Genomic DNA, 11,521 nt, shown 5'->3' with positions numbered 1-11,521 from the left:
GGAACAACATGAGCGCAAAAGTGTGGCTGGTAGGCGCTGGGCCCGGTGATCCGGAGTTGCTGACCCTCAAGGCAGTCAGAGCCCTGCATGAAGCGGACGTGGTGCTGATTGATGACCTGGTCAACCCGGCCGTGCTCGAACACTGCGGCGATGCACGCGTGATTACCGTCGGTAAACGCGGTGGCTGCCGCTCCACGCCCCAGGATTTTATCCATCGCCTGATGCTGCGTTATGCCCGCCAGGGCAAATGCGTGGTGCGGCTCAAGGGCGGCGACCCGTGCATTTTTGGTCGCGGTGGCGAAGAGGCGCTGTGGCTGCGCGAACGTGGCATTGAGGTGGAGTTGGTCAACGGCATCACGTCGGGGTTAGCCGGGGCGACGAGCTGCGATATTCCCCTGACGTTACGCGGTGTGAGCCGTGGGGTGACGCTGGTCACTGCTCATACTCAGGACGACAGCGCGTTGAACTGGCGCGCACTGGCGGAAAGTGGAACCACACTGGTGGTGTACATGGGCGTGGCGAAGCTGGAGGAGATTCGTCAGCAGTTGCTCGAAGGCGGCATGGCCCCGGACATGCCCGTGGCGATGATCGAAAATGCTTCGCTGCCCCAGCAGCGCGAATGCCGCAGTGATCTGGCGCGGATGCATGAGGATGCGCAAGCGTTCGCCCTGAAAAGCCCGGCTATCCTGGTGATTGGTAGCGTTGCTGGTGCTGCGCAGGCGGCTTGCCTGGCGACGGCGGCCAGTGCCTGAGGCAAATTCCAGGCGAAAAAAACCCGGCCTAAGCCGGGTTTTTTTGTAAAGCCAGGCTAATTACTTAGCGGTGGCTTCAACAGCTGCTTCTACGCGACGGTTAACAGCGCGGCCAGCTTCAGTTGCGTTGTCAGCAACTGGGCGGGACTCACCGTAACCAACGGAAGTGATGCGGCTAGGAGCTACGCCATCTTTAACCAGGACTTGCTTAACAGCGTCAGCACGACGCTGGGACAGCTTCTGGTTGTAAGCGTCTGGACCGACGGAGTCAGTGTGACCAGCAACTTCTACGTTGGTGTCTGGGTACTGAGCCATGAAGTCGGCCAGGTTTTTCACGTCGCCGTAGCTGTTAGGCTTAACAACCGACTTGTCGAAGTCGAACTTAACGTCCAGCTCAACACGAACAACCTGAGCAACCGGAGCTTCTGGCTCTGGAACTGGCTCTGGAGCTGGTGCTGGGGTAGGAGCTGGAGCAGCTGCGCCAGCGTTACCGCCGAAGTTCACGCCCAGGCCAACCAGTGCGGAGTAGTCCCACTTGCCGTTGTCCAGACCGTAGTCAGCTTCAACACCAGCACGAGCGTACAGGTTGTTGGTGAAGTAGTACTTCACGCCAGTACCGATGGTGGCGAAAGTGGTCTGGTCGCGACCGCTGTGGCCGTCAGCCTTGACGTTGGTACGGCTCTGGTGGCCGAAACCGCCTTCAACGTATGGACGCAGGCTATCAACGCCAGCCTGACCGAAGTGGTACTGAGCAACGAGGCTGCCAGTGTCACCTTTGATCTTCTGGTTGCCAGTGCCGTCGTTCGAACGGGTGTGGTTGGTCTTGTCGTACGACAGATTCAACGACAGATCGTCGGTCAGGAAGTAACCAATGCGAGCGCCTGGGTTGAAGCCGTCTTCGATGTGCTTAACGCTATCGTTGTACTGCTTCTTGTAGAACAGCTCGCCTTCAACTGCGCCTTGGCCTTGTGCCAGAACGCCGAAAGAAGTAGCGGCAATAAGAGAACCAATGGCCAAGCCCAAGGTGTTTTTCAGTTTCATCCGTTAAATCCCCATCTGGTGATTGTAAAGCAGTCCCACAAACCGGGGGACAACTCGGCGACAAGTCTAACAGAACTTGCCTACACGTAAGAGATATTTGCTACGCACTAAGTTTCAGTCTCGCCCGCAAATTTCTCACGTAATTTATCAAGAGCACGTTTGTACCGCATTTTTGTAGCACTCAAGCCCATATGCATGATGTCAGCGATTTCCTGGAATTCCAGCTCTGCGACAAAGCGAAGCACCAGAATTTCCCGGTCAATCGGGTTCACATGCACCAACCAGCGATCAAGTCCGCCCTTCTCCTCGGGTGCCGGCGCCTTTTCTTCAGACGCCTCCTCAAGGGGGTCCAGACTCAAAGCGTCCATCAAGCGACGCTTTCGCCGTTCCTTCCGATACTGCGTGATGCACTCGTTGTACGTGATGCTGTACAGCCAGGTCTTGAACTTCGATTTGCCCTCGAAGTTCTTCAGGCCATATAGCACCTTGAGCATCACTTCCTGACAGACATCGTCCGCGTCTCTATCGTTCCCCAAATACCTTGAACAAACGTTGAACAGAGTGCGTTGATACCTGCGCATCAATTCTTCGTACGCGCGTGTTACGTGAAACAGCTCCGTGTGCGAGCGCGCGACCAACTCCTCATCAGAGAGCTCACGGGGGTCATAGCGCGTGGACAGCGTTTGGGCTTTATTCAAAACAAGTCGTGCCGGCAGTCAGGTCAATGTCCGTTGCAACCCGGTCACCCGGGTTTGCGGCGGCGTACATTAGCAGGGTTTGCCGGATTAGCGGCTACTGACCTGCTGCTCCAGGAGAATCCGGTTGGACAGCGAAACCAGTTCTCCGTCATCGGTCAGCACTGTCGTCTTGACCGTGCCGATCTCCTCGATCTGCCCTTCAACCTCGCCCACACGCACTTGTTGCCCAACCTGATATAGCTCACGCACATAGATTCCCGCAAGAATCTGACCGGCAATTTCCCGGCTTCCCAAACCCATGGCCAGTGCAACGGCCAGACCAACGGTAATCAAAACAATCACAATAACGTGGTTCAGCAGGTCAGTCTTGACTTCCAACTGGCTGATCGCGACGGAAATACTGATGATGATCACCAGCCCCTGTGCGATTCGCCCCAAGCCTGCCGCGTAGTCCAACCCCACGCCTTCAGCGGCCCCGCGCACCAGCCCATTGGCCAATTGCGCGAGTAAAACACCTACCAGCAACACCAGCGCGCCGCCGAAAACTTTCGGCAAATACAGTGCCAGCATGTCGAGCGTAGCTGAAACTCGCTCAAGTCCAAGGGATTGCGCTGCAGAAACCAGAAAAATAAGTAGAACAAACCAGTAGACGATCTTGCCGATCAAGGTAGAAATCGGCACCTGCAGCCCGGCGCGACCCAGCAATTTGGTCAAACCGGTGCCGGCCATCAGGCGATCCAGCCCGAGTTTGGCGAGCAGCTTGGACAACAGGGTGTCGAGCAACTTGGCCACGACAAAGCCCAGCAACACCAGGACCAGGGCACCAAACAGGTTGGGAATGAAATTCGCAACCTTGGTCCACAATGCGGTCATCGCGGTGACCAGGCTCTGGGTCCAGAGATCAAGTTCCATATTCAATCAGCCTTATCAGCAGTGCGAGCAAGAGGTTTACGGCGCGAAACCGGTGACACATGGGCCGAACCGTTGTTCAGGGCCATCATCAATGCCGGCAACCAACGCCCGAGCAGCCCGAACAGATCACCCGCACCGACCTGACGGTTGGCGGTTTTCAATACGCGACCCAGGCAAGCATCGTCATCACGGTTGGATGGCGAAGCATTGAGCATGTCACGCAAAGACTGTTCGAACGGATCGTGCATAGAGACCTCTCGCAAGTGAATTAAAAGACGAGGGTAAAATTCATCGGGTCACATCGACCCTTTCCTACGTTCAGGTCATATTCAGCTCAAACCCATCGTAATCGTCGAAATAGCCACCATTGTCCCAGGGCCACCGAGACCATCAACAGGCACGCAATCATGAATCCGTAGGGGCTCTCGGAGAACGGAATGCCACCCACATTTATACCGAGCAAACCGGTGAGAAAACTCATCGGCAAGAAGATCCCGGTGATGATCCCGAAGCGATACATGGTGCGGTTCATGCGCAGGCTCAAGCGCCGGTCTTCGGCCTCAAGCACAAGCCCCACGCGCTCTCTGGCCAGTTCCAGCTCTTCCAGGTAACGGGTCAGACTGTTGTGCAACTCGTTCCAATAGTCAGCATCGTCATCGCAAAACCATGCCAATTTTATTCGCGTCAGCTGGGCAAAAATATCCCGCTGTGGTGCCAAAAACCGCTTGAGCCCGGCCGCGCGCCGACGGATCTGCAAAACGCTGCCGTGCTCTGGGGTATACCGTTCGTCGGCATCGAGTTTTTCTTCCTCGGAATCGACGATTTCAGACAACCCTGTAACCAGATCCTGCACTTTGTTGGTCAGGTACTGAGCCATATAAAGGATGAGTTCAGACGCCGTTTTTGGGCCTTTGCCGTCCGCCAGTTGCACCAATAGCTCATCGGTGGCGCGCAACGGGCGCAAACGCAGGGAGATCACACGATTGGCGGCGGCGAAGATACGCACCGAAACCATGTCCTCCGGCTCTGCCCCGGGGTTGAGATTGATCCCGCGCAGAAACAACAGCAATTCGGCGTCGGGCAACGGCAACAACCGTGGGCGGGTGTTCTCCTCCAGCAGCAGGTCGCAGGCAAATTCGCTCAGGCCGCTGGATTTGCGCAGCCAGGTCTGGGTCTGGGGATGGCTGCGATCCCAATGCAGCCACAGGCTTTCCTGGGGTTGCAACTGCAGATCGTCGAGCTCAGTCCGGGCAATCGAACGCGCACCGCCTTTACCATCCAGCACCAGGGCATGTACCAGCCCCCATTGCGCGTTCTCTTCCTCGAACATCCAGACTCCTTGGGTTTATTCAGGCATTTTCAGCGGGCTGGGCGACACGATCACGCCGTTATTGTCGGCGTAGATGTACTCACCCGGACGGAACGTCACACCCGCGAACGTCACAACGACGTTCAGGTCACCGAGGCCACGCTTGTCGGTTTTCATCGGGTGGGAGGCCAGTGCCTGCACACCCAAGTCGGTCTGGGCGAGAACATCCACATCCCGGACGCAACCATAGATCACCAGCCCTTCCCAGCCATTTTTCGCAGCTTTATCGGCAATCAGATCGCCCAGCAACGCGCGGCGCAGTGAGCCTCCGCCGTCAACGACCATCACTTTGCCAGCGCCCGGCTGGTCAGCCTGTTCCTTTACCAGGGAATTATCTTCGAAGCATTTGATGGTGACGATCTCACCCCCAAAAGAATCTCGGCCACCGAAGTTGCTGAACATCGGCTCCACTACCTGCACCAGTTCCGGGTAGGCGTCACACAGGTCGGGGGTCACGTAATGGTTCATCGAGAAGCTCCTGTCGTCAAAGAAGAGATCGAACATCCACGGTGTACATCAGAAAAACGCGCCGCGACAGGCATTCTTTAAGTGCCTGCCAGTGGTGAGCCGCCATGATCGGACCCGCATCAGCGCAACGCAATACACGTTGCGCGACTGAATATGACCAGAAGCGCCCAGCGCGTCATATCTTAGCCGCAACCACTCAAGAGTGAAACGCCCTTGGTAGAGCGTTTGCTCAAACTGCTGCGGCCACTTGGGGTCGAGTCCCGAATAATGGTGTCAGTGGGTCGTTCAACCACCGTTCCACCAATGGCCATACTTCGGCCTGCGCGGCTTTGCTGACCAGCATCTGCACATGCCCGAAGTCCTCGCTGAAACCCTGCTCGCGCCCCAGGCACAGATACTGGCGATGCTCGCTGCCGACCTGCTCGAAGAGCTTGCGACACGCCCAGTCCGGGTCTTGCCGATCGCCCGCCGCGCTGACCGCGAGCAACGGCACATCGATCTGCGCCAAGCCCTTCCACCAGTCACATTCGGCATCGCCGAAGCGGCCGAACAGGCCATTCCAGCGCATCGCTTCGATCATCACTCCCGCCGGCTCATCCTCGGGGCCGCGCTTGAAGCGTGGGCCAGACACATGGGCAAGGCGCTTGAGGATCAACCGAGTACCCCACTCCACGGGTGGAATTTTCAACGGCCAATGGGTGCGGCTGACCTGGCAGCCGAACAATGCCACCGAAGCCACCTCAGGCGCCCCCAAATGTTGCCCGCCCAGGGCCGCAGCCAAGGTCGTGGCACCGAGGGAATGCCCGATCCAGTGCGGGACCTGCCCGCTTTGCTCACGCACAAAGGCCCCCATGGCCGGCAAATCGTAGCGGGCGTAATCGGCGACGCGGTTTCTGGCGTACTCATGGTTGCGCTTGGACAGCCCATGGCCGCGCATTTCCGGGATCCACACATCAAAACCCCGGCGCGCCAGGTACGCGCCCAGGCCGATCCCCTTGGGCGAGTACCAGAAGCGCCGATTGGAAAAGCTGCCATGCAACAAAATAATCGGCGTGCCCCGGTTTTCCGGGACATCGGCCAGGCCCAAACGGGTAACCGCCAGCTCGACGGTGCCATCAGGGCTATTGCCGGGCTTGAGCCGGTAGACGTCTTCACTCAGGTCGCCACGACGTTCAGCGCTGATCAAGGCGACGGGAAACAGGTTGCTGCTGCTTTGCATAATGCTCTTGCACAAAAAAGGGCGGCGTCCGCAAGGAGTTCCCGCCCAGTACAGATAAGAATGCCGGTCACCCTCACGAGTGACCGGCACTTTTGACGTTGCGACTTTAAGCGGACGCTTGGCCTTCCGCCAGGAAGAACCAGGTTTCCAGCACAGAGTCCGGGTTCAGCGAGACGCTTTCAATGCCCTGCTCCATCAGCCATTTGGCCAGGTCAGGGTGGTCGGAAGGGCCTTGGCCACAGATACCAATGTACTTGCCGGCCTTGTTACACGCCTGGATGGCATTGGCCAGCAGCTTTTTGACCGCCGGGTTACGCTCGTCGAACAGGTGAGCGATGATCCCGGAGTCGCGGTCCAGGCCCAGGGTCAGCTGGGTCAGGTCGTTGGAGCCGATGGAGAAACCGTCGAAGAACTCCAGGAACTCTTCTGCGAGGATGGCGTTGGACGGCAATTCGCACATCATGATCACGCGCAAGCCGTTCTCGCCACGGGTCAAGCCGTTTTCGGCCAGCAGATCGACCACTTGGCTTGCTTCGCCCAAGGTGCGTACGAACGGCACCATGATCTCGACGTTGGTCAGGCCCATCTCGTTGCGCACGCGCTTCAGGGCACGGCACTCAAGCTCGAAGCAGTCGCGGAACGCTTCGCTGATGTAACGCGAGGCGCCACGGAAGCCCAGCATCGGGTTTTCTTCTTCCGGCTCGTAGAGCTTGCCGCCGATCAGGTTGGCGTACTCGTTGGACTTGAAGTCCGACAGGCGCACGATGACCTTTTTCGGGTAGAACGCCGCGGCCAGCGTACTGATGCCTTCCACCAGCTTCTCGACATAGAAGCCCACCGGGTCGTTGTAGCCGGCGATGCGCTTGTCGACGCTTTCCTTGATGTCCAGCGGCAGGCCGTCATAGTTCAACAAGGCCTTTGGGTGCACGCCGATCATGCGATTGATGATGAACTCCAGGCGGGCCAGGCCCACCCCGGCGTTCGGCAACTGCGCGAAATCGAAGGCGCGGTCCGGGTTGCCGACGTTCATCATGATCTTGAACGGCAGGTCCGGCATGGCGTCGATGGAGTTTTGCTTGATGTCGAAGCCCAGTTCACCTTCAAAGATGAAACCGGTATCGCCTTCGGCGCAGGACACGGTGACACCCTGGCCCTCCTTGAGCAGTTGGGTGGCGTTGCCGCAACCGACTACCGCCGGGATCCCCAGTTCACGGGCGATGATCGCCGCGTGGCAAGTACGCCCGCCTCGGTTGGTGACGATGGCGCTGGCGCGCTTCATCACCGGCTCCCAGTCCGGGTCGGTCATGTCGGAAACCAGCACGTCGCCGGGCTGGACCTTGTCCATCTCGGACACGTCCTTGATGATCCGCACCTTGCCAGCACCGATGCGCTGACCAATGGCACGGCCTTCCACCAGTACGGTGCCGGTTTCCTTGAGCAGGTAACGCTCCATGACATTGGCCGAAGTGCGGCTCTTCACGGTTTCCGGACGCGCTTGCACGATATATAGCTTGCCGTCGTCACCGTCCTTGGCCCACTCGATGTCCATCGGGCACTTGTAGTGCTTCTCGATGATCATCGCCTGTTTGGCCAGTTCGCTGACTTCAGCATCGGTCAGGCAGAAACGCGCGCGCTCGGCCTTGTCGACGTCAACGGTTTTCACCGAGCGACCGGCCTTGGCTTCGTCGCCGTAGATCATCTTGATCGCCTTGCTGCCCAGGTTGCGGCGCAGGATGGCCGGGCGGCCGGCCTCAAGGGTGTGCTTGTGCACGTAGAATTCGTCAGGGTTGACCGCGCCTTGTACGACGGTTTCGCCCAGGCCGTAGGCACCGGTAATGAATACCACATCACGGAAGCCCGACTCAGTGTCCAGGGTGAACATCACGCCAGCAGTGCCGGTTTCCGAACGCACCATGCGCTGCACACCAGCAGACAAGGCCACCAGCTTGTGGTCGAAACCCTGGTGTACACGGTAGGAAATAGCGCGGTCGTTGAACAGCGAGGCGAATACTTCCTTGGCCGCGCGAATGACGTTTTCCACGCCACGGATATTCAGGAAGGTTTCCTGCTGGCCGGCAAAGGAAGCGTCCGGCAAGTCTTCGGCGGTGGCCGAGGAGCGTACGGCGACAGCCATGTCCGGGTTGCCGGCGGACAGGGTGGCGAAGGCGGTGCGAATTTCTTCGTTGAGCTTCTCGGGGAACTCGGCTTCCATGATCCACTGACGGATCTGGGCGCCGGTCTTGGCCAGGGCGTTGACGTCGTCGACGTCCAAGGCATCCAGCGCGGCGTGGATCTGGGCGTTGAGGCCGCTCAGCTCGAGGAAGTCTCGGTAAGCCTGGGCCGTGGTGGCGAAACCACCGGGCACCGAGACACCAGCGCCTGCAAGATTACTGATCATCTCGCCGAGGGATGCGTTCTTGCCCCCCACATGCTCTACATCATGGACGCCGAGCTTATCGAGGGAAACTACGTACTCTACCAAGGTGATCTCTCCACTTTCTGTGTTGGAAAAGCTCAGGACGCGGGTTGCTCAGTAGGAGCTAACGCCAGCGCTTGTGGCCTGGACCTGGAAAATAAGTGAGAATGCGGCCCACTGCGGGACGGCAAAATCGCGCCTATCATATCCAAGATTCGCCATCAGCTTAAGGCCCAGGGCTCAAATGAAACGATCTGCTTTCTTTATTTCCGACGGCACCGGCATCACAGCCGAAACACTGGGCCAGAGCCTGCTTGCGCAGTTCGAAAACATTACCTTCGCCAAATTCACCCGGCCTTATATAGACAGCGTGGATAAAGCGCGGGCCATGGTACAACAAATCAATCTGGCGGCTGAAAAAGACGGTTTTCGCCCGATCATTTTCGACACCATCGTCAATCAAGACATTCGTGAGATTCTCGCAACGTCGAATGGTTTCATGATCGACATTTTCTCGACCTTCCTGGCGCCATTGGAACAGGAGTTGAGTGAGCATTCTTCATACTCTGTCGGAAAGTCCCATTCCATCGGGCATAACTCCAACTATATGGAGCGCATCGAGGCGGTGAACTTTGCCCTCGACAACGATGATGGCGCCCGCACCCACTACTACGACAAGGCCGACCTGATCCTGGTGGGCGTGTCGCGTTGCGGCAAGACCCCGACCTGTCTTTACATGGCCATGCAATTCGGTATCCGTGCGGCCAACTACCCGCTGACCGAAGACGATATGGAGCACCTGACGCTGCCCGCCGCCCTGCGCGCCCACTCGCACAAACTGTTCGGCCTGACCATCGACCCGGACCGCCTGACCGCCATCCGTAACGAACGCAAGCCCAACAGCCGCTACTCCAGCTATGCGCAGTGCGAATTCGAAGTGCGTGAAGTGGAAAATCTGTTCCGTCGCGAGAATATTGCACACATCAATTCCACGCATTTTTCGGTGGAAGAGATTTCGGCAAAGATTTTGGTTGAGAAGGGTGTGGAGCGGCGCTTCAAGTGATCTCTGTCGCCTGATCTGACGCTATCGCAGGCAAGCCAGCTCCCACAGTTGGAATGCGTTCCCCTGTGGGAGCTGGCTTGCCTGCGATGAACGGTAACGCGGATTTACAGATGAAACCGCCCCCCCCCCTGCCCCAACGCCGTCGCCAGCGCATCAAACCCCTCGCGCAGTAACTGATCATCGCCAGAAGTATTGCAGATACTCGCCCGAATAAACTGCGGCACCGCCGTCTGCCCCACGGCAAACGCCTCGGCGGTGGCGATCAGGTAATTGTTCTGCCTGAGCTCTGCCTCGATTTCCGACGCACGCCATGGCTCCGGCACTTCGATCCAGAAATGCGGGCTGTTGAGGTGGGTGCGATACGCCAGCCCGGTCAATAAATCCTCGACCAAGGTTTTGCGGCGGCTGATTTCGTTGATTTGTTGGCGCAACAGATATTCCGCCGTGCCGTTTTCGATCCACTGGGTGGCCAGTTCCAGGGTCACAGGCGTCGCCATCCAGCAGGTCGAGCGCAACGCCGCGGAAATGCGACTGACCAGCGCGGGCGGTGCGTGGACGTAGCCTACCCGCAACCCTGCCGACACCGCTTTGCTCAGACTGCTGATCAAAATCGTACGCTCAGGCGCGAAATAGCTGAGGGGCGGCGGGCGATCCTCAACCAGCACGCCGTGGGCTTCGTCCTCGAGAATCAGCAGGTTGTGCTCACGACACACCTTGGCCAAGGCTTCGCGACGCGCCACCGACAACACCGCCGTCGTGGGATTCTGAATAGTCGGCGTGCAGTACAACGCCGAAATGCGGTGATTACGACAGACCTCATCCAGCGCCGTGGGCAACACGCCTTCTTCATCCATTTCCAGGCCAATCAGGCGCACGCCCAACATGCGCGCAGCCGTAATCAGCCCAGGATAAGTCAGTTGCTCGGTGACTACCGTATCGCCAGCACGCAGCAGCGCCATCATCGCGCACAGCAAACCGTGCTGGCCGCCGTTGACGCAGATGACCTGCTCTGGAATCGGATGAAAATCGCGCTGCACCAGCCATTGCGCCCCGGCTTCACGGTAACGCGGCAAGCCGGCGTCGGGGGTATAGGCGCTGATGTCCTGCAGGAACTTGGCGTTGGTCGACAGCGTTTGGAAGCTCTGGGCAAGAAACACCGTTTCCTGCCCCGGAATGTGCATGTTGCGACTCATGTCGAAGTACTGGCGCGGCTCCTCGCTGAAATTGCGAAAGCCTTCATCACGTTGACGCTCCATCCCACGCTTGCGCACGAAGGTTCCGTCACCGACCCGCGCAACCACCAAGCCCAGGCGCTCCAACTCACCGTAGGCCCGGCTGATGGTGCCAATGGTCACCCCCAGGTTGTCGGACAGCACCCGATGGGGCGGCAGTTTTCGTCCCGGCTCAATCAAGCCTTCGAGGATGCCCCGCTCCATCACATCAGACAGGCGCTTGTACTTCACGCCCTGCCCATTGGACAGGCCCTCACGCATAATTGACACCATGTCAATATTTGTTTTGACAGCCATCTTTCGCCCTAATAGTGTGCTTTTACGGGTTCAATCGCCGATAAACATAACTCA

At 58.3% G+C, this 11,521-nt stretch carries 11 protein-coding genes; 2 read left to right on the top strand and 9 right to left on the bottom strand.

Annotated elements, in window-relative coordinates:
- Positions 1 to 8 precede the first annotated feature (8 nt).
- The gene (gene cobA / locus JH25_RS05485) at positions 9 to 752 is read left to right on the top strand and encodes a uroporphyrinogen-III C-methyltransferase (RefSeq protein WP_032879920.1); all 744 of its coding nucleotides are present in this window, start codon (positions 9 to 11) and stop codon (positions 750 to 752) included.
- 60 nt (positions 753 to 812) lie between these two features.
- Here the strand turns inward: cobA and JH25_RS05490 are convergent, their stop codons facing one another.
- From JH25_RS05490 to ppsA, 8 genes are all read right to left on the bottom strand, one after another.
- Positions 813 to 1,793: an OmpA family protein gene (locus JH25_RS05490; protein ID WP_005790371.1), complete on the bottom strand. Its 981-nt coding sequence runs from the start codon at positions 1,791 to 1,793 to the stop codon at positions 813 to 815.
- A 107-nt stretch (positions 1,794 to 1,900) separates the two neighbouring features.
- On the bottom strand, positions 1,901 to 2,491 hold the full coding sequence (sigX, locus tag JH25_RS05495; RefSeq protein ID WP_003193286.1) for an RNA polymerase sigma factor SigX: 591 nt from the start codon (positions 2,489 to 2,491) through the stop codon (positions 1,901 to 1,903).
- Positions 2,492 to 2,578: 87 nt separating this feature from the next.
- Positions 2,579 to 3,403 carry a mechanosensitive ion channel family protein gene (locus tag JH25_RS05500; protein ID WP_003193288.1) on the bottom strand — a complete coding sequence of 275 codons (825 nt, stop codon included), beginning with the start codon at positions 3,401 to 3,403 and terminating at the stop codon, positions 2,579 to 2,581.
- A gap of 2 nt (positions 3,404 to 3,405) precedes the next feature.
- Positions 3,406 to 3,651 (bottom strand): hypothetical protein, encoded by a 246-nt coding sequence (locus JH25_RS05505; RefSeq protein WP_005790375.1) that lies wholly within the window; start codon positions 3,649 to 3,651, stop codon positions 3,406 to 3,408.
- An 86-nt stretch (positions 3,652 to 3,737) separates the two neighbouring features.
- Complete coding sequence (locus JH25_RS05510) at positions 3,738 to 4,733, bottom strand: zinc transporter ZntB (RefSeq protein ID WP_005790378.1); 996 nt, start codon at positions 4,731 to 4,733, stop codon at positions 3,738 to 3,740.
- Positions 4,734 to 4,748: 15 nt separating this feature from the next.
- A complete protein-coding gene (gene rraA, locus JH25_RS05515) occupies positions 4,749 to 5,240 on the bottom strand; it encodes a ribonuclease E activity regulator RraA (RefSeq protein WP_005790380.1) in 492 nt (163 codons plus the stop codon).
- 229 nt (positions 5,241 to 5,469) lie between these two features.
- A complete protein-coding gene (locus JH25_RS05520) occupies positions 5,470 to 6,459 on the bottom strand; it encodes an alpha/beta fold hydrolase (RefSeq protein WP_032879918.1) in 990 nt (329 codons plus the stop codon).
- A gap of 106 nt (positions 6,460 to 6,565) precedes the next feature.
- Positions 6,566 to 8,941, bottom strand: a complete 2,376-nt coding sequence (gene ppsA, locus JH25_RS05525) for a phosphoenolpyruvate synthase (RefSeq protein WP_005790384.1) — start codon at positions 8,939 to 8,941, stop codon at positions 6,566 to 6,568.
- A 178-nt stretch (positions 8,942 to 9,119) separates the two neighbouring features.
- Here ppsA and ppsR point away from each other — a divergent pair, with 178 nt between their 5' ends.
- Positions 9,120 to 9,938 carry a posphoenolpyruvate synthetase regulatory kinase/phosphorylase PpsR gene (gene ppsR / locus JH25_RS05530; RefSeq protein WP_003193298.1) on the top strand — a complete coding sequence of 273 codons (819 nt, stop codon included), beginning with the start codon at positions 9,120 to 9,122 and terminating at the stop codon, positions 9,936 to 9,938.
- Between the two features lie 104 nt (positions 9,939 to 10,042).
- On the opposite strand, the gene JH25_RS05535 is transcribed toward ppsR, so the two are convergent.
- On the bottom strand, positions 10,043 to 11,467 hold the full coding sequence (locus JH25_RS05535) for an aminotransferase-like domain-containing protein (RefSeq protein WP_005790387.1): 1,425 nt from the start codon (positions 11,465 to 11,467) through the stop codon (positions 10,043 to 10,045).
- Positions 11,468 to 11,521: the final 54 nt, after the last annotated feature.

This window comes from Pseudomonas sp. BRG-100, assembly GCF_000737955.1.
Classification (GTDB): domain Bacteria; phylum Pseudomonadota; class Gammaproteobacteria; order Pseudomonadales; family Pseudomonadaceae; genus Aquipseudomonas; species Aquipseudomonas synxantha_A.
This window is presented reverse-complemented; position numbering and strand designations above follow the sequence as displayed.

Coding starts and splice junctions, on each gene's coding strand:
- cobA (WP_032879920.1), top strand. CDS start 9: ATGAGCGCAAAAGTGTGGCTGGTAGGCGCTGGGCCCGGTGATCCGGAG.
- JH25_RS05490 (WP_005790371.1), bottom strand. CDS start 1,793: ATGAAACTGAAAAACACCTTGGGCTTGGCCATTGGTTCTCTTATTGCC.
- JH25_RS05500 (WP_003193288.1), bottom strand. CDS start 3,403: ATGGAACTTGATCTCTGGACCCAGAGCCTGGTCACCGCGATGACCGCA.
- JH25_RS05505 (WP_005790375.1), bottom strand. CDS start 3,651: ATGCACGATCCGTTCGAACAGTCTTTGCGTGACATGCTCAATGCTTCG.
- JH25_RS05510 (WP_005790378.1), bottom strand. CDS start 4,733: ATGTTCGAGGAAGAGAACGCGCAATGGGGGCTGGTACATGCCCTGGTG.
- rraA (WP_005790380.1), bottom strand. CDS start 5,240: ATGAACCATTACGTGACCCCCGACCTGTGTGACGCCTACCCGGAACTG.
- JH25_RS05520 (WP_032879918.1), bottom strand. CDS start 6,459: ATGCAAAGCAGCAGCAACCTGTTTCCCGTCGCCTTGATCAGCGCTGAA.
- ppsR (WP_003193298.1), top strand. CDS start 9,120: ATGAAACGATCTGCTTTCTTTATTTCCGACGGCACCGGCATCACAGCC.
- JH25_RS05535 (WP_005790387.1), bottom strand. CDS start 11,467: ATGGCTGTCAAAACAAATATTGACATGGTGTCAATTATGCGTGAGGGC.